Consider the following 25,556-nt stretch of genomic DNA (forward strand, 5'->3'; position numbering starts at 1 on the left):
TGGACAAAGATATTATCAAGACGCAAAGTTAGTGTAGGTGTAAAAGCTGACATTCCTGCGCTCTCCTGCATTGGCAGTCGGCTTTCAGCTTTCGGCAATCGAAGTGAGGAGACAAATATCTCTTAGGCTCAATCGGACAGCCGATAGCCGACCGCTGACAGCCAAATCAGTATCCCATCAATTCCAGATCAAAACTTTCCTTCATCTCAACCCGTTTCCCCATCTTCTTCTGGATGATTTTCCAGTGATGCGCATCTTCCGGAATGATCAGAGAAATGGCTTCTCCCGTTGCTTCGGCCCGACCTGTGCGGCCTATACGGTGAATATAATCTTTTGGTGAACGAGGCAATTCAAAGTTGATCACATATGGTAAAAACTGAATATCAATTCCTCTGGAAACCAGATCTGTCGCAACCATAACCGTCAGCTTTCCTGATTTGAATTTATTCAAAACCTCCGTTCTGGCTCCCTGGCTTTTCTTACTGTGCATAGCCGCAGCCTGAATTCCGTTTTTGGATAGTTTGTCAACCAGATTATCCGCCGTTCTTGTTGAAGACACAAAAACAAGAACCTGTTTCATTTCCCCGGTTTTGATCAGATAGCGAAGCAGCGGACCTTTTCTTTCCGGATCAACAAAATAACCGGTCTGTTTAATCAGGTCCAGATTTTGCTCTTCTTCCTCAATTTCAATCGTAACCGGATTTCTTAGAATGCTTTTGTGAATTTTTTCAACTTCATCACCCAAAGTTGCGGAAAATAAAATACTCTGGCGCTTTTTAGGAAGAAGAAAAAAGATATCTTTCATTTCATCCGCAAAACCCAGATTCAGCATTTTATCAGCTTCATCGAGTACCAGAATTTCCGTTTCGGTAATATTTAATGCTTTTGAAGATAATAAATCCAGTAATCTTCCCGGCGTCGCGATCAGAATTTCAACGCCTTGCAAAGCCATCATTTGTGGATTAATAGATACCCCGCCATAAACAGCCAGCGACTTCACTTTTCTTGGCATTCTTTCTCCAAAAGTTTGAAAAACAACGCCAATTTGTACTGCTAATTCTCTGGTTGGTACTAAAACTAGGGCCGTAATAAAGCGGTTTTTCGGAGCACTTTTTTTCTGAAACATTTCCAGAATCGGCAAAACAAAACTTGCGGTTTTTCCGGAACCTGTCTTAGCAATTCCCAAAATATCTTTCCCCCCTAAAATAGCCGGAATTGCTTCCTGCTGAATCGGATACGGTTGAGTATAATTTTGTTCTGCTATGGTTTTTAATAAAGGTTCGGATAAGCCGAGCGTTTGGAAAGACATATGATTTTCTGGACTGTTAAGATAAAAGGCCCTCGGGCCGGTGCAAATATACCAATAAGCAGGCTATCATCTTTCGAAACTGAGAAAATCGTCCGGTCGACTAGAGATTAAAACGTTGAAAACCAATATCAATCAGACTTTACTTTCCTAAAATCATGGAATTAAATCGCAGAGAATTTTTAGAAAAATTAGGTTTCGGTGCCCTTTCGGTAGGTCTGATTAGTCAGCTTCCGATGTCGTCCTGGGCAGCCAAAGTTCCGGGTTTACAATTGCCAAGGAGCTTGCCGGAAGCACAGGGCGTCGCCTCGTCAGGAATTCTTGATTTTGTTAATGCAGTTGAAAAAGACAATCTGAATCTGCACAGTATCATTGTTGTCCGCCATGGAAATGTGGTAGCTGAGGGTTGGTGGGGGCCATATGCACCAGATCTTAAACATACGCTTTATTCGCTTAGTAAAAGTTTTACTTCGACGGCCGTAGGTTTGGCGGTTGCAGAAGGAAAATTAAAAGTAGAGGATAAGGTAGTTTCTTTCTTTCCAAAAGATGTTCCGGCTACGATAAGTCCAAATCTTGCTGCGATGCGCGTGAAAGATTTATTGACCATGTCAACCGGTCACGATACGGATAGTACGCCGTCTTTGAGAAATGCACCAGAGACGAATTGGGTGAAAAGTTTTCTTGCCCTTCCCGTTGATCATGAGCCGGGGTCATTTTTTGTATACAACAGCGGCGCAACCTATATGCTTTCCGCCATTGTTCAAAAACTTACCGGACAAACGGTTTTGGCTTATTTAACACCGAGATTGTTTAAACCATTAAATATAGAAGGCGCGGATTGGGAAGTGGATCCGAACGGTATCAATACCGGTGGCTGGGGTTTGCGCTTGAAAACAGAAGATATTGCCAAATTCGGGCAGTTGTATCTACAAAAAGGTATTTGGAATGGAAAGAAAATAATTTCGGAAGATTGGATAAAAGATGCTACCAGTTTTGAAGTTCAGTCAAAAGGCGGATCTCGTCCAAAAGAAGAAAACGACTGGTTGCAAGGATATGGATATCAATTCTGGCGTTGCAGGCATGACGGATATCGCGGAGACGGAGCCTTTGGTCAGTATTGTATTGTTTTACCCAAAGAAGATCTTGTAGTGGCTATTACCAGCGAGACGGGAGATATGCAGGGAATTTTGGATCAGGTTTGGAATCATATTTTGCCGGGTGTAAAAAGTGCTGCGTTGACTGCCAATAAACAGGCAGCCGGCGCCTTGAAACAAAAATTATCAACATTGGCAGTACCGCTGGATAAAGGAAAAGCATCATCTCAACTAGCGAGTTCGATAAGTGGTAAAAGTTTTAATATCGGGGAAAATTCTCTTGCCGTCAGTGCTGTTTCTCTGACTTTCAAGGAAGATGGCTGCGATTTTAAAATGAAAGATGCACAAGGCGAACATGTTGTGAGCTGTGGGATTAATAAGTGGAAATTAGGTACTACCGATATAAATATTCTTCCTCTAAAACTTACCGCAACGGTAATCCCAGGAGAAACCAAAACGAAAATTGCCGCAAGCGGAGCATGGACAGATGATAAAACTTTCGAAATGACCTGGCGTTTTATTGAATCAGCACATTATGAAGTAGTAAAATGCCGATTTGATGAAGGAGGAATTGAGACAGAATTCCAAAGAAGTCTGGCAATTCTGACAAAAACGAAAGATCAGCGTCCGGTTTTAAAAGGAAATTAATGAGCTGATTATAATAAAAAATTTTTCTGGCATTATTATTTAAAGCATTGGAGCATCGGTCAGTTATGACTGATGCTTTTATTTTTCAGGACATATCATCAACTTATGAAAAAGATTCACTTTATAACACTCTGTACACTGGCTGGATTTACATTATTTAGCTGTAACAGTAGTAAAAAAGAAGAAAAACAGGTAGCTGAATCAGGCGCTGATACCGTTAAAACCGAAGTTGGAACTGCTGTTGAAGAGGTTGAATTACCTGCACCTTTTGCCACAAAATCTACTGAAAAAAGACCAGATGTGGAAGGCTGGAAAGACGGACAAATGCCAAAAGCGCCGGAAGGTTTTGTGGTAACAAAGTACGCCGACAAACTGGATAATCCACGCTGGTCGTACGTTGCGCCAAATGGAGATGTTTTTGTAGCGGAATCCGGAACCAAGAAAAGTGCGGACAGAATTACAATTCTTCGTGATGTAAACAAAGACGGTGTTCCGGAAATGCGTGAGATTTTTATGGAAAAGTTGAAACAACCGCTCGGTATGTTGATCCTTAAAAATTATTTCTACGTTGGAAATACTGACGGCATTACAAGATATCCATATAAAACGGGAGATACCAAAATTACAGGTAAAGGTGAAAAAATCCTGGAATTGCCTGCTGGTGGTTACAACAACCACTGGACAAGGAATTTGCTGCCAAATGCAGACGGATCCAAAATATATGTTTCAGTAGGTTCAGGCAGTAATGTGGCCGAACATGGAATGGATAATGAAAAACGCAGAGCCAATATTTTGCAGATCAATCCTGATGGAACGGGAGAGAAAATCTTTGCAAGCGGTTTAAGAAATCCGGTAGGTATGGCTTGGGCACCAGGTACCAATACACTCTGGACAGCAGTGAACGAGCGCGATGAATTGGGTGACGAACTGGTTCCCGATTATCTGACCAGTGTAAAAGAAGGTGGTTTTTATGGCTGGCCATATTCTTATTTTGGTAATCATCCTGATCCGAGAATGAAAGGTGAGGGAAAAGATCTGGTAGCAAAAGCAATCGTTCCGGATGTACCACTTGGAGCGCATACAGCGTCTCTTGGACTTGCGTTTTATAACAAAACAAAATTTCCTGCAAAATATCAAAACGGTGCATTTGTTGGTCAGCATGGTTCATGGAACAGATCGAAAATCTCCGGATATAAAGTTGTTTTTGTTCCATTTAAAAATGGAAAACCATCTGGAAAACCGGAAGATTTTTTAACAGGTTTTATTGAAAATGAAGATAAAGTTTATGGTCGTCCTGTTGGAATTGCTGTTTTAGAAGATGGTTCTTTATTAGTAAATGACGATGCCGGAAATACAATCTGGCGGGTAAGTGCCAAATAAGAAATTAGCTTTGAAGAATAAAATAGATGGGCCTGGTTCTAATGAATCAGGCCTTTTTTATGGGTAAATTAGGATAACTTGGTAAAATGCCGTAGGCACGGCTACGCGCCCCGGACCGACATTGTAGCCAGGGAATTTATTCTCTGGAAAACAAACCGGTAACCGGAAATTGACATCAATAATAAATAGAAAAAAAATGCTCGAAAATTTGTATTATAATACCAATCGGTATATTTTTGTATCGTTATTCTTGGATCAATTATTAAATCAATTCAGGAGTAGCATTATTTTTTTGAATTTACATATACCGATCAGTATATATTAAAAATTGATAAAATGAAAACGACAAATAATACGGTTTTAATTACCGGCGGAAGTGCTGGAATTGGTTTTGAAATTGCTAAATTATTTTCAGAAAAAGGAAACAAAGTAATCATTACAGGAAGGGATCAGCAAAGACTTGACAATGCTTTGTCAAAACTGCCGGGTGTAACAGGATATGCCTATGATGTTACGAAAGAGGAGGATGTAGATCAGCTTGTTGAGAAGTTAACGAGTGAATTTCCAACACTTAATATCGTGATTAATAATGCCGGGAAAGCTCACATTTCCAAACTGAGTGAAAATGCAAATATTTTCCAAAAAGCCGGAGAAGAAATGCTGACCAACTACCTTTCTGTTCTTCGGATCAATGAAAAATTATTATCGCTGCTAGGTGCTCAGAAAGAATCTGCAATCGTGAATGTTTCCAGCATTGTAGCTTTTGTGCCAAATCATGTGATGGCAACTTACGGAGCTACAAAAGCCGCTTTACATTCATACAGCCTGTCGCTGCGGATTGCCTTGGCCAAATCGACAAGTATCAAAGTTTTTGAACTGATGCCTCCATTGGTTAATACCGATTTTTCTCAGGAAATTGGTGGAGCTAATGGTATATCGCCAGTGATTGTAGCAGAAGATTTGATCAATGCGCTGGAATCTGATACTTACGAAATTCATGTAGGAAGGACTGCAGACATCTTTAAGTTATTTCACGCATCACCGGCAGATGCTTTGGCAGCGATGAATCCTAATTGATCTATAAGTTTTAACAAATAAAAATCCGTCAGATTCAGCCGTTGATAAAAATCAAAAACTGGCTAAATCTGACGGATTTTCTTATAAAATTGGATTACTCTTCTGTCGTAATGGTATGATCAACCAAAGTTGAAAGCACTTCCACCACGCCATTTTCATCGTTGCTTTTAGCAATAAATCTGGCAACGTTTTTGATATCAGGATGGGCATTGGCCATTGCGTAAGAATAATAGCCTTTTTGAAGCATTTCAAGGTCGTTGAAATAATCACCGAAAACCATGGTTTCTTCAAAAGTTACACCAAATTTCGCCTGCAAAACTTCCATTGCTTTTCCCTTATTGGCTTGTTTATGAGAAATGTCCAGCCAAATCGGACCAGAAACTTTCACCTGCAACGTATCCTGCAAATATTTGTAATGCGGATAACTATTACCTTCCGAACCTGCCAGATCACATAATGTAAATTTCAAAAACTGGTCGTCTTCCACTTTTAACAAATCCTCAACGACTTCATAGCGTTCAAAATATAATTTCAGGTGATCGATAAATTCAGGTTCGTTGCTTTCCACATACGCTTTTTTCTTCCCGCAAATCACCGCATAAGCACCACCTATATTTCTGGATTTAATGATCAGATCTTTTACAATCTGATGATCCATATCCTGAACATGGATTTCTTCATTTTGATAAACGACATAACTTCCATTTTCAGCTGCAAAAATGACCTCGTCTTTTACTTCATCCAGCGTTTTCAAAAGATTGTAATATTGTCTACCGCTCGCTGCGACAAAAATGATTCCCTTATCTTTTAATTTTCTGAAAACAGGCAAAAAAGAATCACTTAATTCATGCTTCGAATTGAGAAGCGTACCATCCATATCGGTTGCAACCAGCTTAATATCTGACATTTTGATGTTTTTACTGAATCAATAGTTTATACAAAGAACGGTCACAGGAATAAATAATTCCCAATGTAGGTTAAGTATTTGTGTCTGAAATTTGATTATCCTGCTTTGCGAAGAGAATATTACAAAGCAGTATTGAATCTAAACAGATTCGTATTCTATTTTTGAAGGCTGAATGGTAGATTTGGATGCTTCTAATATTTCTATGCCGGCCAATTGTCCATCCGCAGTATAATCCAGAATCACTCCTTTTTTATCAACGTCTGATTCTGCTATTGCCAAGTCACTTAGCTTGATGTATAAAATATCGGTTTCTTTATCGTATTTGATTTTCATTTGTATCTTAAATAAATGTAAAGCTATTGCATTTTCATACTGTGGTGTTAATGGTTAACGCGAAGGACTGAAATTAAGGAAAGACAGACTATGAACAATAGCCTGTCTTTCTTTTTTATATCCCTTTCACCACTTATCCAACCCCAACAATTTCCTCCCCAATTCCGACAACTCCGCCGTCTCGTACTTCGTCTTTTCCCAATTCCTGGGATCGCCTGGAAATGCATAACCTTCCGGAGCTTGTCTTTCTTTCCAGGAATTAATCCGCCATTGGCGCAATTCTTCGTCGTCTTCCTGCGCCGGCATCATCGCAATATATTGAGCCAGACGCACTTTGTTTTCGCTACGATTTGCGCGGATTCCATGTGGCTGAGAACTGTTAAAAATCAGCAAATCTCCTGCGTTCATTTTTACTTTTACCAATTCAAAACCAGTTGTATCCGGTTTAAAATGATTTCTGTCCTCTGGTTGCGTCAATTTCCAGGTATCATAGGTTCTGAACAATTCCGGGATACATTGAAATCCACCCATATTTTCATCATCCTGATCTGCCAAAGCCAAAACGCCCTGGACATTTTGTGGTTTTGTTTCCGGATCATAATCCCAGTGGATAAATCCTTTATAATCAAATCCTGGTCTTAGCGGCACATTCAGATTTGCACGGTCAATGGTTACCCATAATTTTTCTGTGCCCCAAATATCCGTAAATGCCTGATGCACTTTCGGAAACTGGCGGTTGTCCCACATATATTGATGGTTATAAACTTCCACCATTCCTGTATTTGTCAGTTCTTTCATCTGCATTTCTGCACGCGGCGGCGCATACCAGGTTTCCTGATCGTTCGGATCTTTTTCTTCAAATTCCCACAGAAAATCAGCAAGCTTTTTCACCTGCTCCTTTGGAACGGCATCCTTAATCACAATATATCCGTTTGTGATCCAGAATTGCCAGTCTTCTTCGGTCAGCAATCCAAGCGGTTTTCCATTACTCCGGTCGTTCAGTTTTACATTACTTGATTTTGCAGTGGAAGGATTTCCGGGAATATCTTTATGAGCGTTTGTTGGCGCCATCGTTGGAGCCATGGTTTGATGTTCCATAATAGATGATATTTTTGCGTGATTTAATAGGACAAAGTTACTTTGTGGAGCCTCGCCATTTCAACCGCTCCAATATCCACTATTTGCTCTGTATTGATATTTTTAGTAAATAAAATTCTGGAAAGGGCAAAGGATAGTCAAGAATTGATTAATTTAAATACAGATTATTATTAAGCAAGATTATTCCGGCATCCCTAACAGCTAACCCCTAACAATGAAAATTATTCGTGAAGAAATTGCTCCTGATCAGGGAAGTTCATTTAAAGTCCTGCTAACACCCGGATTGAATGATACTTTTCTGTGGCATTTTCATCCGGAATATGAAATTGTTTACGTTGAAGGTACGAGCGGGACTCGTCACGTGGGAGATCATACATCAATTTATGTGGGCAGCGATCTGGTTTTTATCGGTCCGAATATTCCACATTTGAACTTCGATTATGGTGTCAGAACGGAATGTGAACAGGTAATTATTCAAATGAAAGAAAATTTTCTTGGAAAGGATTTTCTTGAAATTCCTGAATTATCAGCAGTTAAAAAGCTGTTTGATCAATCCCATTTCGGACTTTCTTTTTCAGGTTCAACAAAACAAATGGTAGGAGAAAAGTTAAAAGCTTTGCCTGAACTTAACCATTTCGATCAGCTTATATCGCTGCTGCAAATTTTAAGAATATTGGCAAACTCTGAGGAGGTGAGTATTTTGAATAACACACCAGCAGGAAATAAATCACTTCAAAAAGAACAATTTCGAATGGATTCGATCTACAAGTATGTCGAAACGCATTTTGATCAAAAACCGGATGTCAATTTTATTGCAGAGCAGGTTAATCTTACCACGGCCGCATTTTGCAGATTTTTTAAGAAAAATGTGAAGATGACTTTTACAGATTTTGTAAATCAATATCGTATTAATCAGGCAAAGAATTATTTATTACAAGATAAAACAGTCTCAGAAACCTGCTTTGCAGTCGGTTTTGAGAGTTTGTCTTATTTCAACAAATTGTTTAAGAAAGTGGAAGGTGAAAATCCGTCGGAGTTTAAGAAAAGGTATTTGAAATAATAGTTAAACAGTTTTGCAGCTCCTTAGGAGCTTCCTATTTATAGAAAAAACGACAATGCGATATTGTTTCCTGCCTCCGTCGGAGCCTCCTGGAATTATTGACATTTTCGAATTCGGTAAAATATTCAAGGAAACTCCTACGGAGTTAAACTTGGTTAGCTCAGAAATTCCAGTTATAAACAAATGACGGCTAAGCCGTCTTCCTAATACGAAATTGATGAAATAGGATTTATTTTTCTAATTCCTTTTTGAATTAAATCACCAATTTTTTTCGACAAAAAAGGCTTACCCAATTTAAGTAAGCCTCAACTATATCATGCAATAACAGCCATTTTATTTTGCAAATATTCACTGATCTCCTTCACTGTTTGCAGTTTAGGATAATCTTCGTCAGGAATTGAGACTTTGAACTGATCTTCCATTTGTAATATCAAATCGACTGTATCCAGACTGTCGAGTCCAAGATCGCGTGAAAGATTTGCGTCGTCCGTTATCGATTGAAATGGGAGTCCGGAGTTGGTTGCCAGTAATGTCCTGATTTGCTCTTTCATAGTAGAAATCATTTTGTTTATGATATAAAAAGAATACTATGTATTGGCCCGTTTTGTGGCAACCTCATCTCTTTTTTCGCAATATTTTTAAGTAGAGATATTTGTAGTCTGAGATTGAAAACTATTAATAAGGTTATTTGAAGACTAAAATAGAATATTTGGCGATTAAATTATTTGTTGAAACAATATTCCTAATTTAGAAACATAAACCAAAACCATAAGATTACGAAGCATGAAAAAACTATCCGGGCTTTCACTGGGATTACTATTAATTACCTCCACTTTAACGCAGGCACAGACCAAAGATCCTGTCGTTGAAGGAATTGTTAAAGAAGCAACTGAAAATTCCCAACTGGAAAAACTTGCACATGAATTACTTGACGTAATCGGGCCGCGTCTGGTTGGTTCGCCGCAAATGCAGCAGGCAAATGACTGGGCAGTAGCGAAATATAAGGAATGGAGCATTTCTGCAAAAAATGAAAAATGGGGCGAATGGAGAGGCTGGGAAAGAGGCGCTTCGCACATTGATATGGTTTACCCACGCGTAAAATCTTTGGAAGGAACACAACTGGCATGGAGCCCGTCAACAGGAGGAAAAACGGTTACTGCTGAGGTGATCATCATTCCGGATCTTGCTGATTCTATTGCTTTTGCAAAATGGTTACCGTCTGTAAAAGGCAAATTTGTAATGACCAGTATGTTGCAGCCAACGGGTCGTCCTGACTACAACTGGCAGGAATTTGCAACCAAGGAATCATTTGACAAAATGAAAAAAGAACGTGATGCCCAGACGGAAGCCTGGACAAAGCGCATTGCTAAAACGGGTTATAACGGACGCACACTTCCGGCAGCTTTGGAAAAAGCAGGTGCAGCAGGTGTTGTTGGCTCACTTTGGTCAAAAGGATTTGGAGTGAATAAAATTTTCGGAGCGTCTACGAAAAAGATTCCAACGGTTGATATCGCGCTGGAAGATTACGCATTGTTATATCGTTTGGCTGAATCAGGTCACACACCGAAAATAAGCGTAAAAGCAGATTCGAAGGAAAATGGTCTGGTGCCAACTTTCAACACCATTGCTGAAATTAAAGGAAGCACGAATCCGGAAGAATATGTAATTCTTTCCGCGCATTTTGATTCATGGGACGGCGGTACCGGTGCAACAGATAACGGAACAGGTACTTTGACGATGATGGAGGCGATGCGTATTTTGAAAAAAGTTTATCCAAATCCAAAACGCACAATTCTGGTTGGACACTGGGGAAGTGAAGAACAGGGATTGAACGGATCACGTGCTTTTGTTGAAGATCACCCGGAAATCGTTAAAAATATTCAGGCTGTTTTCAACCAGGATAATGGAACAGGACGTGTTGTAAATCTTTCAGGACAAGGATTTTTGAATGCTTATGATTATCTGGGACGCTGGTTGTCCAAAGTTCCTGATGCGATCAAGGCGCCGATTGAAACCAGATTTCCTGGTGCTCCTGGTGGTGGGGGATCTGACTTTGCTTCTTTTGTAGCGGCTGGTGCTCCTGCATTTTCTCTGAGCTCATTAAACTGGTCATACGGAAATTATACCTGGCATACCAACCGTGATACTTATGACAAAATTGTTTTCGATGATGTCCGCAGCAATGCAATTTTAGCCGCCATTATGGCTTATCAGGCGAGTGAGGATCCGGCTAAAACTTCCCGTGAAAAAAGTGTTCTTCCCTCCAATGCAAAGGGGGAACCGGGTGTTTGGCCTGCGGTTAAGAGTCCTACGCGGAAAGGCGGGGTTGAATAATTGTTAATTGTTAAGGGTTAATTGTTAATGAATTAGCTCGAAATATTTGTTAACTGTTCTTTTATTGAAGAGGAGCCAGGTTTATGATCAGGCTCCTCTTCAATATTTTTTCAGATGTCTAATTTATTATCAATTTGCTTTTTTTTGCACCAACTGGACAGAACTGTCATTGATTTCAAAGGCTTTGTTATTCAGCAAAGTAATCACTTCTGCGCCGGCCATAATTACGGGTCCATAGCCGTGTGCAGCGAATGGGCTGATTGGGCGGTGGTAATAAAATGCCGGATCAAAGCCCATTCCGGTTCCTACGCAGGTGCCTTCCACTTGTCCTTCTTTGTTGATTTTTGTTGAAACGGCGTTCCACGCCAAAAGTGTCATGGGCGCGTAAGTCAGACCGTCAATCCAGCCGTTGTTAATTGCTTTTGCTATCGAATACGCATAAATCGCTGTGGCGGAAGTTTCAAGATAAGAATCATTTCTGTCCAGCAACTGATGCCAGAAACCTGAACCTGATTGATACGAAGCCAAGCCTCGAACGTGCGCTTTTAGTAATTCCAAAATTTTTGGTCGTCCGGGGTGATTTATTGGCAGCACATCAAGCAATTCTACTTTTGTTAAAATGGCCCAGCCATTTGCGCGCGCCCAGTGAAATTCAGGATGTTCGGTCATGCCTTCGACCCAACCGTGCATGTATACACCTTTACTTTTATCAAACATTCTGCCGGAAATTTGTAAAACCTGTTTTACAGCTTCGTCATAATATTTTTTATCACCCGTCAGTTTTCCCATTTGTGCCAAAGCAGGCACTGCCATGAATAAATCATCCAGCCAGATCGTATTTGGCTGAGGCCTGTTCCTGGCAAGAGAACCGTCTTTTAACTTATGTTCTTTGTTTAAAATATAATCAATATGACTATCAATGAGCGGACGGAAATTCCCGGTTGTTCCGGCTCTGGTTGCTTTGATCATGGCTGCGCACATGGCACCGCAGTCGTCCAGCGCATGTGGATTTACTAATCCTCTCAAGGGTCCTGCTGTTCCCCAATCAGCATGTTCTGCACTTATCTTTTTGAAAAAAGGTACAGATTCTGCTATAAATTGAAGTCGCTTGTCCGCATATTCTTTAAATCTTGGATCGCCGGTAACCTGACTTGCCAGAAGCATGGAAGAATAAGTAACGCCCCACTCATAACTCACAATCCGGTAATCACCTTTTTGTAAAGCTGTATTCTGATCAATTTTGGTAAGATCCGTAACTGTTTTTCCAGTTTTTGTATCGACAAAAGCAGTGGGCGTCACCTTGTTTAAATACGCATGAATACGGTTTAAATCATTGATAATATTTTCTTTTTTTACCAAACCATAAGGCACCGGATAATCCGGCTGCAACAAATGAAGCGGTGTATTGGAATCGTTTGCTTTTGTTTCATTTCTTTGGGCATCAGCATTTTGTGTTTGTACGACCAATAATGAAGAGAGGATAATTCCCTGATATATAAATTGTTTTGATAGACGTTTTACGAACATATATTGTCTGGATTATTTGTCAGAAATGGTATTATTGCTTATCACAAATATGATCTTTTAAAGTTTCTTCACATTCCCGTACTCTCCTGTTTGTTTCAATAAATTGATACGAAATTTAAATTAAGCGCGGACTATGCTTAGCTTTGAATTAATGCCAAACTATTAATTGAATGATATGCATTTGTTACAAACCATAGAAGCACAAGGCAACATACTTCTACTTCGCACTTTTGAATCGGGTTCGGAGCCGGAAAATCAGCAGGTTTTTAAAGCTGAAAAAGGAGAGATCTGGTGGCCTTCGGAAAGTGAAATATGGCTGGGATTAGGAAAAACGCCGAAAATTCCTGCTATTCTAAAAATCTTCCGGTCACTTTTCTTTAAACGTAAAGACCGTTGGCCCGAGCAAATTGTTCTGGATGCAAAAGGCAAATCTACGCAGTGGATTGAAGCAGCTGTAAATGGAATGATGCTGGGTGGCTATAACATTCAGCTTTATAAATCCGAGCCGAAAGTTTTCAGTACGTTTTTTAATGAAAGCGGTAAACTTTTCGTTTTGGTTGATCAAGTTTCAAACGAGAATGAGACTGCAATAAATCTCGCGCATAAAACAGCATTAACCCAAATCCGTATTATGGATTTGATGAACGCACCGGGAAATTACAAATCACCGGAAATTCTAGGCGACTGGGCAATTGAATCCGGTGAAAAAAACGGATATAAGGTAACTGTTTTTGATCAGGAAAAACTGGGAGAACTTGGGATGGAAGCCCTGCTTGCTGTAAGTAAAGGAAGTGATGTTCCGCCAGTAATGATCGTGAGCGAATATAAACCTGAATCTTACCAAAAAACAATTGCGCTGGTTGGAAAAGGTGTAACTTTTGACACTGGTGGAATTTCAATAAAACCATCCACCAATATGCATTTGATGAAAAGTGACATGGGCGGTGCGGCAGCAGTTTTGGGAATGGTTGAATTGGCTGCGCAATTGAAGTTGCCAGTCAGGATTATTGGTATTATTCCTTCTACCGAAAATTCAGTGGATGGAACTTCCATGAAACCGGGCGACGTCATAAATTCCTATGCAGGAAAAACAATTGAAGTCATTGATACAGATGCGGAAGGAAGATTAATTCTGGCTGACGGACTAAGTTATGCGGTTCGGGAATTTAATCCTGATGTAGTTATTGACCTGGCAACTTTAACCGGAAGTGTGATTCAAACACTTGGATATGAAGCAGCCGGACTTTTTTCTTCCAGTGATAATCTTGCTGCGGATTTGATAAAAGCAGGTGAAAATACGGGAGAGCGTTTGTGGCGTTTACCGATTTGGGATGAATACAAAGAAGAAATTTCTTCGGATATTGCTGATTTGAAAAATTATCACGGAAAACCCTTCGCCGGCGCCATTGTTGCAGCCAAATTTCTGGAAGTTTTTACCGATGAACATCCCGAATGGGCGCATCTAGATATTGCCGGAATGGCTTTTGGTGAGGCCGAATTTGCTCCGGGCAGAGCCGGAACTGCTTTTGGAATCCGTTTATTAAGAGATTATTTATCAGCTTTATAACAGCCATTTGTTTTCAAATTGAATAATAGCTTGCTTTAATTTAAATTATTTCGGGCTATTATTCTAAATTTTAATGTGACATAAATTTAACTCAGGCTTTACTTGATTAATAGCTTGTTTTTGTTAGATTTGAGAAAGGAAGTTTTCCGGGCACAGTTTTTCATGGCGGGAAAATTTGACATACATACCTATCACATTAATCTACTTTTATGGCGCGTCCTTTAACTTTTCTATGTATTTCCACCTATTTCAAAGGGAATGATTTTCTGAGAGCCTGCAAAAATGCAGGTAATACGGTTTACTTGTTGACGGCCAAAAAACTGGATCAGAAACCTTGGGCACGTGAATCGGTTGACGAGTTTTTTTACATAGAAGAAGGAGAGGACAAAACTTACAATATGGATGAGGTCGTAACCGGCCTTGCCTATGTGATGCGCAGCCGGATGATCGATCGGGTGGTGGCACTGGATGATTTTGATGTTGAAAAAGCATCATTGATCCGTGAATATTTCCGGATTCCCGGTATGGGACAAACCACAGGAAAATATTTTCGCGACAAACTGGCGATGCGTACCAAGGCACTGGAGTCCGGAATTTTAGTCCCAGGTTTTTGCGCTCTTTTTAATGATGATCTTATCAACCGTTTTATAGATGAACATCCGGGACCCTGGATGATCAAACCACGTTCGGAAGCGTCAGCTACGGGGATAAAAAAAATGCACAACCGCGAAGAATTGTGGGAGACAATCCATGAACTTGGCGACAAGCGCCACGCCTATCTGGTTGAACAATTCAAACCGGGCGACGTGTATCACGTTGATTCGCTATCCATGAACGGCAGAGTTATTTTCTCCTGGAACAGCAAATATCTTGCTCCTCCATTTGATGTAGCCCATGGCGGTGGAATATTTCGTTCAGTAACTGTTCCTTTTGATTCATCAGAAGCACATGCGTTAGAAACGATTTCTATTGATGTTTTGAAAGCTTTTGGTTTGAGACACAGCGCTTCCCATACAGAAGTGATCCGCTCGAAAGATGATGGAAAATATTATTTTCTTGAAACTTCTTCAAGAGTTGGAGGAGCGCATTTATCAGAAATGGTGGAAGCCTCTTCCGGAATTAATTTGTGGAAGGAATGGGCGAAAATGGAAACGGCAGAAGCGAATGGCGAAAATTTTAAATTGCCGCCAGTTCGTAAAGAATATTCCGGGATTATCATTTCCCTAACCCGCCAGCAATGGCCGGATATGTCTGTTTTCAATGATCCCGAAATTGTATGGAGAATGGATGAGGAATATCATGTCGGCCTGGTTGTCCGTTCAAAGCACCGCGACAAAGTGATTGAACTTTTAGATAAATACGCAGAGATAATTCAGAACGATTATCACGCTTCTGCGCCTGCTCCGGATCGACCTTCACATTAATATTTTGATTTTGAAATAGTATGTAGTAATATTAATAATTTGTAAATGAGTATATTAGTGAGAATAGTAATTCATTGATATTATTTCATGTAAACAGTTTTCAGGCATTCAGATTGTATTTATTTATAACAATCTGAATGCCTTTTTTACATCTCCGAGCATTTGGGTAAGAGCGCAGAATTTAGAAGCAAAAATGTCAGAAGGTGAATAAGTGCAGTACTTAAAGAATTCATTTTTATAAATGTTTAACAGTACGCTTGCCATTTCTCATCTCTAACCCACATTGCTATGTCGCACTTTACTAAATCACATTATCTTTTTGCCATCATCACTTTTCTCTTTTTTGGATGTAAAAAAGATGAAGAGGTAGTTCCCAAAAATATAATGACCTACGATGGTACCGAATTTGAACTGTCGGGCGGGGTTGTCTTAAATTTTGGGCAATTATCTTCAACTCAGGGAAATGCACAAGTATTATTCCTGCATTCCTCAGGAATAAAAATTCATGAAAGTGGCGGTAAAATTGATTCAACATCGGGAATCGGTCACACACTTTATCTGGAAATATTCAGTCCGGCTTCGACAGTGTTGGGTGATGGAGAATACAATTTTGATCCTTATTATACTTATCAGGCCAAAACTTTTGGTAACGCTTATACCGTTTTTAACGCAAATTACTCCACCTCGGAAGGCGAATTTCATGAAATCATGTCGGGGAAAGTTACTGTTAAAAAAGACGGAACCGATTATACCATCACTTTCGATTGCAAAGAAGATCTGGCGGGGAAATCACTGACTGGATTTTACAAAGGGGGTTTGAAAATTTATGATGAAAAGTAGGAATTATTTCCTTTGCAGGACCATCGTTTTATTTTGTGAATATTGAAAAAACAGGTTTCATGGCTTCGTGTGTTTTGGGCAGATATGTAAAACCCAGAACCGCGGCCATGCTCGCTGCAAGTTGAGCCTGAAATAATTTTTCCGGTGTTTTCACTTCTCCCAAGGCCTTGGTATCCGGTCCAATGGCCGCTATCCAGATTTGTCCTGAATCCTGGATTTTTGGTCCATGAGCTGTCCATTGTTCTTTAATTAAATCACCACGTCCATGGTCGCAGGTTAATATTAATGTCGTTTTGTTTTTATATTGAGGAATTGACTGGGCTAATTTCCATAATTTCGCAATCATGTTATCCTCAGCTTTGGCGGTTTCCAGGTATTGATCATAATTGCCCTGATGTGCAAATGCATCCGTTTCGCCGAGAGCCAGGTAAAGCACTTTGGGTTTGTAAGCCTTCAAATATTCTTTTGCGGCGAAATAGGTAAGCAAATCAGGTCTTTCTGTTGTTGGCTTAGATGTTAATTTCTGCATTTCATTCAACAGATTGAATTCTTTTGAGTTGAAACCCAGCGTGTCGGTATCTGAATTGATATACAATTTGCTATTGTGACGATTTAACAGATAAGGAAACAAATCCGAAGTCGCAAACACTGCCACTTTCCCTTCATAGTTTTTTTGTTTATTAATAAATTCAAGAACGTTATCTGATTTGCTTACTATCAGTCTGTTAGAACTAATGGCCGGATCTGCATAGCCAGTCAGCATTTCGCTAAAACCAGGATAAGTCATCTGAAACGGATTACTAACGTTAACTTCATTTTTCAGATTTCTGTTTCCATATATCTGCCCGTTCGTTCCCAATGTTTTCCAAAGAAATGGGAATAACATTTCTCTTCGTTTGCTTGGATCGTTATCCCAAAACTGTTTTTGAATCCGGTTTTTGTCTTTGGTGAAAAGCGGATTGTTGATAATGAGAGAATCGGCTCCTCCGAATATTTCCTGCCACCGCATTCCATCAAGGACCACCACAATCAGATTTTCCGTTTTTCGGGATTGTGAGAAAGTATTGGCAATTGACAATAGAAGAAATATTGGAAGCCGTAACTTTTTCATTGTTTATTTTGAAGATAAAAATCATTAGGAATGTGCTAAACATACTACCTTGTTTTTGGTTGTAAAGGCCATTTTACCTTCCTAAAAGTGCATTATGATATTGTGAATATTGGGTCTGCAATTTAGCCCGTGATTACTTTTTGAAAAATCTGCGTCAGTAACTTTTATACTTTCGAATTGCAAAAGTTATGAGTTACTACGATCCGGAAATTCATCACCGTCGATCCATACGATTAGACGGGTATGATTATTCAAAAGAAGGATTATACTTTATCACATGATGTTGTCAAGACCGCGAACCTCTCTTCGGCGAGATAACAGATGGAGAAATGATATTGAACGAAGCTGGAAAAATGATTGAGAAAGAATGGTTGAGTTTGTCTGATCGTTTCATTGATATACGGTTGCACGAATTTATCATGATGCCAAACCATTTTCATGGGATTGTGGAAATCGTAGGGGCGACCCTTGTGGTCGCCCAAGACCCGGAGGAGCTCCGAGCCCTAGATAGTTTACGGATAATTGAAAGAGGGCAACCACAAGGGATTGCCCCAACGGATACCCCAACGGATACCCCGACGGATTGTCCAACGGATACCCCAACGGATATCCCGACGAATGCCTCAACGATTATCCTAACGAAAGCCCCAACCATCGGAGATATAATTTCCGCCTTCAAATCCATTACCACAGTAAAGTACATCCAAGCCGTTAAAACCTCCAATTGGAAGAAATTCAATAAGAAATTATGGCAGCGAAATTATTACGAACACATTATCAGAAATGAAATTTCATTAAATAACATCGCCAATTACATCATAGAAAACCCAAAAAGATGGCAGGAGGATAGGTTCAGGTAGGGGCGACCCTTGTGGTCGCCCGGAATTATCCAGGATGTTATTATCGCCCGGAATTATCCATGATGTTATTAATCCCGGAATTATCCGGAATGTTATTATCGCCCGGAATTATCCGGAATGTTAATAATCACCCGGAATTATCCCGAATGTTATTAATCATCCAGAATCATCCGGAATGTTATTAATCGCCGAATTATCCGGAATGTTATTAATCGCCGAATTATTTGGAATGTTATTAATCGCCCGAAAATCACCGGAATGTTGTTAATCACTAATAAATCCGCCATCCAAATATTTTTGATAGTAAAATACTAGCCCTAAATAATTCCCGGATAATAGAAAAAGGGCAACCACGAGGGATTGCCCCAACGGGAGCCCAACGATTGCCCTTTTCTATTATTTAAAATGTTCCTATTTCTTCTTAAAAAAATCAAGGCAATTTAAACGCCTGTCTCCCCAGCAATAACCAACTCCCTTTCACCTTCTGCCAAACATAAAGCACGCCCAGTTTAACCGGAGCAGGATCTTTTCCTTTGTTATGCGTATCGCCCATCAATTTATGACGAACGATGGCCAGGTCTCCCGAAATTGAAATTGTCTGATCTGAAAGGTCAATACGAGTAAAATGTGATTCACCGCTTGTTATAGCCCGAACAAACTCCTTTTGATCTTCGAGATTTCCGTTTGAGTGGCCGTAAGATAAAAGGGGAGAAGTAAGTTTTGTCAATGTCGTTCCATCCGCGTCAACAATTGCTTTTCTTAATTTTTCAACCGCATCGCCAACCGCTTTTTCGTCAGCACTTTGTGCGAAGGATATCAGATTTGTGAGTAAAAAAAAGGCGGCAACAAAAAATGTTCTTTTCATAATTTCACTAAATAATTAAGTCATTAAAGATGTATTCAAACTTAGAACTGAAAGCCGATCGCCGACAGCCAGATTAAATTTTCACCTGTTCCATTTTTGGTGCAAAAAAGTGCATTACCGTCCATGCGAGCAGATAAGCAAAACCGCAGATGATGAAAATGATATTATAACCGCCACCAATATTTCCTGCTGTTTTATAATTATCAAGAATAATACCTACCATAAGCGGAAAAAGTATCCCACCTACTGATCCGGCCATTCCGCCAATTCCCACCACAGAACTTACAGCTTTTTTGGGAAACATATCGGATGCCGTTGTGAAAATATTGGCACTCCAGGCCTGATGAGCAGCTGCGGCCAAACTGATCAAAAATACAGCCTGCCAGATATTGGTTGTATACTGAGCCAACATAATTGGAGTGACAAGAATGGCAAAAATAAACATCGAAGTTTTTCGAGCACGAAATATTGGCCAGCCTTTTTTTATCAAGGCGCCGGAAAGATAACCACCGCCGATACTGCCGATGGTTGTTGCGGTGTAAACAATCACTAATTCCAAACTTGGTTTTGAGAGATTCAGTTTAAAAGCCTCAGCAAAATAAGATGGAAGCCAATAAAGGAAAAACCACCAGATTGGATCCGTCAGCATTTTCCCAAAAACAAAAGCCCAGGTTTGGCGCACTTTGAAAAGATCAAGCCACTTTACGGGGGCCTCTTTACTCGTATCCGGTTCGTTATCGCTGTGAATATACTCGAATTCGGCCTGGTTGATTCTTGCTTGTTTTGCCGGAACTTCATAATACCTGAACCAGAAAATTAACCAGACAAAACCCAGCGCGCCAGTGATCAAAAATGCTTCCTGCCAGCCATATGAACCCAATAACCAGGGAACCATAATGGGGGCAACAACCGCACCTATATTAGCTCCGGAATTAAATATTCCCGTAGCCAGAGCGCGTTCTTTTTTAGGAAACCATTCAGCAGTAGCCTTAATCGCAACAGGGAAATTTCCAGCTTCACCTAATCCAAGCAACGCACGCATAAAGCCAAAACTCAATGTTCCGGAGGCGGCAGCATGTAAAATGGCGGCTATACTCCAAACTACGACTGAAATAATGTATCCAAGCTTGGTGCCGATTTTGTCAATAATAGCTCCAAAACCAATCAACGAAATGGCGTAAGCAGCCTGAAAAGCCATTACAATATGACTGAAATCTTTTTCCGTCCAGGCAAAATCTGCTTCTAATGCGGGTTTTAACAAACCTAAAACCTGTCTGTCCAGATAATTAATTGTGGTTGCAAAAAACAAAAGAGCTACAATACGCCAGCGGTATTTCGTCATTTGGGTTTCCATTTTTGGAATTTCAGTTGTTAGCATAATCGCGACGGGATATAGTGACCGGAGTTTGAAATTTATATTTTGGCATATTCGGCTTTTGTAAGGAAATCGGCGAGCGTTTGAGCAGTTCCAAGCGTGATCATCGATTCCAGATAATGGACGACATTATCCTCTGATACCCCCAATTTTGTCAGGTCTGTTCCCCAAATAAAGGGATCTTTCAGTATAAGATGTACCATTTCGGCTAAGGATGAAAGCTGCCATTTTTGGTGAAAATAAGCGGCTCGCTGATCCTGAATCAAATAATTGCTTCCATTGGAAAAACCGTAATAATTGTCACCATCTTTTCTGGTGGATTTCATAAAATAGATATATACCGCAAAACCAAAAGTCATGTATTCAGGTGCGACGCCGTATTCTTTGTGAAATTCAAGAAATGCGGGGATAACTCTGGAATTGATTTTGGCTGAATAATTATGTGTAATGTTGATCCATTTGTGGCCGATGTAAGGATTTCTGAAACGATCCAGAATTAATTTGCTGAACTTTTGTGTCCGCTCGGTACTAACCGGATAAGGAATAGCAACAGCAATTTCGTTCTGGATTAAATTCTTAATAAAAGAAGAAAACAACTCATCTTCCATTGCTTCTGCAACTGTTGGAAAGCCGCTCAAATACGCTAATCCGCATCCCAAGGTATGTGCGCCATTTAGTATCCGAAGTTTTAATTCACGGTATAATTCAATGTCGGGTTCAATGATTACACCAGCATCAACCTGACTGAATGATAGAATTTCTTTTACTTTTTTATCCCCCTCAATCGCCCAGAGACCATAATATTCTGAAATGATCATGAGATCATCTTTATAGCCAAGCTGCTCTTCGATTTCTTTTTTAATTGAATCGTCGGGCCGGCCGGGAACGATGCGATCAACCAGAGAATTACAAAAGGAATTACATTGTTCGAGCCAATCGATAAACGAACTTTCCAGACCATTTCTATGAGCCAGTTCCAGAACAATTGATTCCAGTTTTTTGCCATTATCAGAAATCAATTCAGTCGGGACGATCACCAAACCGGCATCCGGATTTCCTCCAAAAGCTTTGAAACGTGTATATAAAAAAGCGAGCAATTTTCCCGGAAATGAAACGGGCGGCCATTGATAAATATCATCCTGAACTAGCTGAATACCAAGTTCGGTTGTATTCGAAAATGCAATTTTAATAGCAGGATTTCTTGCACAATCAAGCACAAGCGACCATTGGTTTTTGGCAGATATGACCCGACTGATAGAAGAAGAAATAATCGTTTCTTCAACCAGTTTTCCATTTTGTACGCCTTTCATAGCCAGCGTGTATAAATTATCCTGCCGCTCGAAAGCTTTTAAATCACCCTGATCCGTTGATTTTATGACAACAATTCGTCCGTTGAAAATCCCCTGACGGTTTGCTTTATCAACATAATAATCTGCCAATCCACGCAAAAATGCGCCGGTTCCGAATTGAATTATTTTTTCAGGCAATTGAAAAATGGAATCGTCCGGCACGATCACGTCCGGATTATTCCGAAGCCGCCGTAAATGTTCACGAAATAGGTAATTCATAATTTGTAAATCTTGATCATGATAGCCGGCACTTTTATTTTTTTGCTGCTTGTTTCAACAACCAGATTGAAAGTTCTTTGGCTGCATCGAAGTTCTGGAAGCTGTTATCGATTCTTCTTCCGTCCAGGTATTCGTTATAAATCCAGGGATCACCAATCGCAAAAACGGTTCCTTTTCCATATTTGGAAACCGCCATAATAATATCTCCATGATCTGTCAGTGCAGATTTTGCATTATTTGTTAAGGCAAGGGGAGATAATTCTTTGATATATAATTTGCTGGCCGTTGTGAAAATATTCCTGTCTGTGGTCACATCAATCCGCCCTTGTTCGAATTGCGTTCCCTGCACCATATTCCTGTTTTTATTCGTAAACTGAATACCAAAAACTTTGGCCAGTTCATTGAAATGAGGGATTTCACAGTTTGAAGTATCATTAGCCATCAGCATCAAAACACCACCGGCTTTCACCCATTTTTCAATTTCAGCAATGTCTTTTGGTTGAACAAAATTCGGTGTAGCGGTTTCTTTTTTTGTATCAGGATCAACAATGATGTAGACATCAATTCCTTTAAGATTCTCAGCCGTTGGAGCGGCAGGAATGGACACCGTTTGTGCGCCTAAATCATGATAAATATTTCCCCAAAGCCAAAATCCTGAATGCTGACGATCTTCCCAGGTATAGTGGAATGGCTCTTGCTGACCTGCTGCATTTTTTCTGAATTCATGGTTGAAATAATAATCCAAGGCAACTTTTTTACCATTTCCAATATTATTTTCCGCAGCGATTTCCATTTCAACACTGGCCATAATAAACGGCCCGACTCCCTTTAAATCATTTTTCCGAATCAGTTCGCTTAAATAATATTCGTAGGTGCCGTCACGGTAAGGCGTACCGCCAAGTCCGCCTACGCTAACGGTTTTGTCAATACTGATCAATCCATCGGATTCCTTGACAATAAACGATTTTAGAATTCCTTCGTATCCACGTTTGGCGGTTAATGCGTAAGTGGCAGGAATATATCCCAGACGAGATCCTTTTGCCAAAGCATAAACAAACATGCAGGATGCGGACGCTTCAAAATAATTGCCTTTGCGATTTCCCTGATCGACAATCTGATACCATAAGCCGGAATTTTTATCCTGATATTTTGCCAAAACCGGAGCCAGTCTTTGAAGATATTTTATCAGTTCAGCGCGTTTGGGATGATCTTTCGGGAGATAATCCAGCACTTCCACCAAAGCCATCGCATACCAGCCAATGGCCCGTCCCCAGAAATGTGGTGAAACGCCTGTCGTTTTATCAGCCCATTTTTGTTCTTTACTTTCATCATAACCATGATAAATCAAACCTGTTTTTGGGTCAACGGCATATTTTTCTATCAGCTCGAATTGTCTGGCGATGTCGTCAAAATGTTCAGGATGATTAAACAAAAGACTGTATTCTGCGGCGAATGGTTCGGCCATAAAAAGTCCGTCAAGCCACATCTGGTTTGGATAACGTTTTTTATGCCAATAACCCCCTTCCTTGGTTTTTGGCTGTTCTTCCAGTTGTTTCCAAAGCAGATCAGCCGCTTTTTTGTATTTTTCTTTGTCTGGCTGCGTCTGTTGATAGGCAGTTAGTAAAGCTCTTCCGGGAGGTAAATTATCCAGATTCAAATCTTCCGGTTTGTATGTTCTGATACTTCCGTCTTCCTTCACATACTGATCCAGATCTTTTCGGATATATTCAAAATATTTTCCTTCTCCGCTTCGATACCAAACTTTTTCTATTGCTTTCAACATCAATCCCTGTTCATAATCCCAGCGTGTAAGCGTGCTTTTTCCTACCAGAATGGAATCTTTGTTACGGGCAATAAATGAATCTGCCATACGTCTTGACCACGGAGCCTGAGCTTTTGCAGCGATAGACAGAAAACAGAAAAGAAGAAAAGCGATCGTTGGTTTCATGCGGAAAGGAATAGTATTGATCTTCAATCAGATATAAGAAGAGGGTTTTTATTTTACAAAATCTTCACGCATCGGCGTAAACATATCGATCAAAACGCCGGGTTCCAGACAAACTGCGCCGTGCATGATGTTGGAAGGAATATAATAGCCATCTCCTTGTTTTAAAACCTGTTTTTTGTCTCCAATCGTAACCTCAAAAACGCCGCTGACAACGTAGCTCATTTGGGTATGTACATGTTTGTGTGGTGTCCCGATTCCGCCTTTTTGGAAATCAATTTTTACCATCATCATCGTTTCATCGTAGGACATGATCTTACGTTTTAATCCACCACCCAGGTCTTGCCATGGAATGTCTGCATCCACAATGAATTGTTTCCCATTAGCCGCTTTTGCCTGGGTATTTTGAGCGAATGTGTGTGTGGCTGAAACAAAAAGAATGGAGCAGAAAAATGATATTTTGAGAATCTGGCTAATGTATTTCATCGAGGAATGTCAAGTTTTTGAGTAGTATTTTGTTTAATTTATTTCGATATGAAATCTTCACGGAACGGTGTGAAAATGTCTATTAATGTTCCTTTTTCAATGCATAAAGCGCCGTGGACAAGATTGGGAGGGATGAAAAATGCATCTCCCTGTTTTAGTATTTTCTTATTTTCTTCAATTGTGATTTCAAATATGCCGCTGTCTACATAGCTGATTTGTCTGTGAACGTGATTATGTAACGAACCTATTCCGCCGGTTTCAAATGCAACTTTTACCATCATTACATTTTCATCGTAGGACATTATTTTTCGTTTAACGCCGCCGCCTAAATCTTCCCATGCTATATCAGAATCGGCAATAAATTGTTTTCCTTTTTGGTCCATCGTTGCTGTTTGAATATTTCGTTGCTTCGCACCTTTCTGATTTGAGAAGTTTATTGCTAGTTTCTACAATTATTTCGGTGCTCCGCACCTTTTTGAATTATCCGATATGTATGTTCTTTCTACAATTATTTCGTTGCTCCGCACCTTTTTGAATTATTCTATTTCTTTGTTCTTCTACAATTATTTCGGTGCTCCGCACCAGTTTTGATAATTGACTTTTTTTGATAAATCATATATAAAACAGAAAACAGATATCAATCGAACAAGACGAGTTTAGAGCTATTAATTATAATTATCAAATAAAAAATTGTCTTTTGTTGTGCAATCGTTATCGGGAACGTTGCCAGTCGGCAAATTTTATTGCTGGG

Annotated in this window: 21 protein-coding genes and 1 pseudogene; 9 read left to right on the forward strand and 13 right to left on the reverse strand. The window is 39.9% G+C overall.

Annotated elements, in window-relative coordinates; genetic code table 11:
* Nucleotides 1-166: 166 nt before the first annotated feature.
* The gene (locus tag IEE83_RS01155; RefSeq protein WP_194118813.1) at nucleotides 167-1,309 is read right to left on the reverse strand and encodes a DEAD/DEAH box helicase; all 1,143 of its coding nucleotides are present in this window, start codon (nucleotides 1,307-1,309) and stop codon (nucleotides 167-169) included.
* Between the two features lie 155 nt (nucleotides 1,310-1,464).
* Between IEE83_RS01155 and IEE83_RS01160 the strand changes: the two genes are divergently transcribed.
* The 3 genes from IEE83_RS01160 (at nucleotide 1,465) to IEE83_RS01170 (ending at nucleotide 5,505) form a co-directional block, all read left to right on the forward strand.
* Nucleotides 1,465-3,048: a serine hydrolase domain-containing protein gene (locus IEE83_RS01160; protein ID WP_194118814.1), complete on the forward strand. Its 1,584-nt coding sequence runs from the start codon at nucleotides 1,465-1,467 to the stop codon at nucleotides 3,046-3,048.
* 105 nt (nucleotides 3,049-3,153) lie between these two features.
* Complete coding sequence (locus IEE83_RS01165) at nucleotides 3,154-4,428, forward strand: PQQ-dependent sugar dehydrogenase (RefSeq protein WP_194118815.1); 1,275 nt, start codon at nucleotides 3,154-3,156, stop codon at nucleotides 4,426-4,428.
* A gap of 336 nt (nucleotides 4,429-4,764) precedes the next feature.
* Nucleotides 4,765-5,505 carry an SDR family oxidoreductase gene (locus IEE83_RS01170; RefSeq protein WP_194118816.1) on the forward strand — a complete coding sequence of 247 codons (741 nt, stop codon included), beginning with the start codon at nucleotides 4,765-4,767 and terminating at the stop codon, nucleotides 5,503-5,505.
* A gap of 94 nt (nucleotides 5,506-5,599) precedes the next feature.
* Here the strand turns inward: IEE83_RS01170 and IEE83_RS01175 are convergent, their stop codons facing one another.
* From IEE83_RS01175 to IEE83_RS01185, 3 genes are all read right to left on the reverse strand, one after another.
* Nucleotides 5,600-6,412, reverse strand: a complete 813-nt coding sequence (locus IEE83_RS01175) for an HAD family hydrolase (RefSeq protein ID WP_194118817.1) — start codon at nucleotides 6,410-6,412, stop codon at nucleotides 5,600-5,602.
* Nucleotides 6,413-6,550: 138 nt separating this feature from the next.
* A complete protein-coding gene (locus IEE83_RS01180) occupies nucleotides 6,551-6,745 on the reverse strand; it encodes a DUF2283 domain-containing protein (protein ID WP_194118818.1) in 195 nt (64 codons plus the stop codon).
* Nucleotides 6,746-6,871: 126 nt separating this feature from the next.
* Nucleotides 6,872-7,843 (reverse strand): phytanoyl-CoA dioxygenase family protein, encoded by a 972-nt coding sequence (locus IEE83_RS01185; protein WP_194118819.1) that lies wholly within the window; start codon nucleotides 7,841-7,843, stop codon nucleotides 6,872-6,874.
* A gap of 214 nt (nucleotides 7,844-8,057) precedes the next feature.
* Between IEE83_RS01185 and IEE83_RS01190 the strand changes: the two genes are divergently transcribed.
* Nucleotides 8,058-8,903 (forward strand): AraC family transcriptional regulator, encoded by an 846-nt coding sequence (locus IEE83_RS01190; RefSeq protein ID WP_194118820.1) that lies wholly within the window; start codon nucleotides 8,058-8,060, stop codon nucleotides 8,901-8,903.
* Nucleotides 8,904-9,217: 314 nt separating this feature from the next.
* Here the strand turns inward: IEE83_RS01190 and IEE83_RS01195 are convergent, their stop codons facing one another.
* Complete coding sequence (locus tag IEE83_RS01195; protein ID WP_194118821.1) at nucleotides 9,218-9,454, reverse strand: acyl carrier protein; 237 nt, start codon at nucleotides 9,452-9,454, stop codon at nucleotides 9,218-9,220.
* A 232-nt stretch (nucleotides 9,455-9,686) separates the two neighbouring features.
* Here IEE83_RS01195 and IEE83_RS01200 point away from each other — a divergent pair, with 232 nt between their 5' ends.
* A complete protein-coding gene (locus tag IEE83_RS01200) occupies nucleotides 9,687-11,237 on the forward strand; it encodes a M20/M25/M40 family metallo-hydrolase (RefSeq protein WP_194118822.1) in 1,551 nt (516 codons plus the stop codon).
* 129 nt (nucleotides 11,238-11,366) lie between these two features.
* Here IEE83_RS01200 and IEE83_RS01205 read toward each other — a convergent pair whose 3' ends face one another.
* The gene (locus tag IEE83_RS01205) at nucleotides 11,367-12,764 is read right to left on the reverse strand and encodes a glycoside hydrolase family 88/105 protein (protein ID WP_194118823.1); all 1,398 of its coding nucleotides are present in this window, start codon (nucleotides 12,762-12,764) and stop codon (nucleotides 11,367-11,369) included.
* A gap of 175 nt (nucleotides 12,765-12,939) precedes the next feature.
* On the opposite strand from IEE83_RS01205, the gene IEE83_RS01210 reads away from it, so the two are divergent.
* The 3 genes from IEE83_RS01210 to IEE83_RS01220 all read left to right on the forward strand — a co-directional run bounded on the left by IEE83_RS01210 (nucleotide 12,940) and on the right by IEE83_RS01220 (nucleotide 16,595).
* Nucleotides 12,940-14,331 carry a leucyl aminopeptidase family protein gene (locus tag IEE83_RS01210; protein WP_194118824.1) on the forward strand — a complete coding sequence of 464 codons (1,392 nt, stop codon included), beginning with the start codon at nucleotides 12,940-12,942 and terminating at the stop codon, nucleotides 14,329-14,331.
* A gap of 209 nt (nucleotides 14,332-14,540) precedes the next feature.
* Nucleotides 14,541-15,755, forward strand: a complete 1,215-nt coding sequence (locus tag IEE83_RS01215) for an ATP-grasp domain-containing protein (protein WP_194118825.1) — start codon at nucleotides 14,541-14,543, stop codon at nucleotides 15,753-15,755.
* Nucleotides 15,756-16,043: 288 nt separating this feature from the next.
* Nucleotides 16,044-16,595, forward strand: coding sequence for a hypothetical protein (locus IEE83_RS01220; protein ID WP_194118826.1), 552 nt, complete (start codon nucleotides 16,044-16,046; stop codon nucleotides 16,593-16,595).
* Between the two features lie 28 nt (nucleotides 16,596-16,623).
* On the opposite strand, the gene IEE83_RS01225 is transcribed toward IEE83_RS01220, so the two are convergent.
* Complete coding sequence (locus IEE83_RS01225; protein ID WP_194118827.1) at nucleotides 16,624-17,706, reverse strand: alkaline phosphatase family protein; 1,083 nt, start codon at nucleotides 17,704-17,706, stop codon at nucleotides 16,624-16,626.
* 329 nt (nucleotides 17,707-18,035) lie between these two features.
* Between IEE83_RS01225 and IEE83_RS01230 the strand changes: the two are divergent.
* Nucleotides 18,036-18,563, forward strand: a pseudogene (locus IEE83_RS01230) (transposase); the annotation flags it as partial.
* Between the two features lie 433 nt (nucleotides 18,564-18,996).
* Here IEE83_RS01230 and IEE83_RS01235 read toward each other — a convergent pair.
* The 6 genes from IEE83_RS01235 to IEE83_RS01260 all read right to left on the reverse strand — a co-directional run bounded on the left by IEE83_RS01235 (nucleotide 18,997) and on the right by IEE83_RS01260 (nucleotide 25,188).
* Complete coding sequence (locus IEE83_RS01235) at nucleotides 18,997-19,431, reverse strand: nuclear transport factor 2 family protein (RefSeq protein ID WP_194118828.1); 435 nt, start codon at nucleotides 19,429-19,431, stop codon at nucleotides 18,997-18,999.
* 73 nt (nucleotides 19,432-19,504) lie between these two features.
* A complete protein-coding gene (locus IEE83_RS01240) occupies nucleotides 19,505-20,785 on the reverse strand; it encodes an MFS transporter (RefSeq protein ID WP_194123245.1) in 1,281 nt (426 codons plus the stop codon).
* Between the two features lie 59 nt (nucleotides 20,786-20,844).
* Nucleotides 20,845-22,374: a tagaturonate reductase gene (locus IEE83_RS01245; protein ID WP_194118829.1), complete on the reverse strand. Its 1,530-nt coding sequence runs from the start codon at nucleotides 22,372-22,374 to the stop codon at nucleotides 20,845-20,847.
* A gap of 34 nt (nucleotides 22,375-22,408) precedes the next feature.
* Nucleotides 22,409-24,322, reverse strand: a complete 1,914-nt coding sequence (locus IEE83_RS01250; RefSeq protein WP_194118830.1) for a glycoside hydrolase family 88 protein — start codon at nucleotides 24,320-24,322, stop codon at nucleotides 22,409-22,411.
* A gap of 48 nt (nucleotides 24,323-24,370) precedes the next feature.
* Nucleotides 24,371-24,805: a cupin domain-containing protein gene (locus IEE83_RS01255; RefSeq protein WP_194118831.1), complete on the reverse strand. Its 435-nt coding sequence runs from the start codon at nucleotides 24,803-24,805 to the stop codon at nucleotides 24,371-24,373.
* Between the two features lie 38 nt (nucleotides 24,806-24,843).
* Nucleotides 24,844-25,188, reverse strand: a complete 345-nt coding sequence (locus IEE83_RS01260; protein ID WP_194118832.1) for a cupin domain-containing protein — start codon at nucleotides 25,186-25,188, stop codon at nucleotides 24,844-24,846.
* Between the last annotated feature and the right edge of the window lie 368 nt (nucleotides 25,189-25,556).

The sequence above is a fragment of the Dyadobacter subterraneus genome (assembly GCF_015221875.1).
GTDB lineage: Bacteria > Bacteroidota > Bacteroidia > Cytophagales > Spirosomataceae > Dyadobacter > Dyadobacter subterraneus.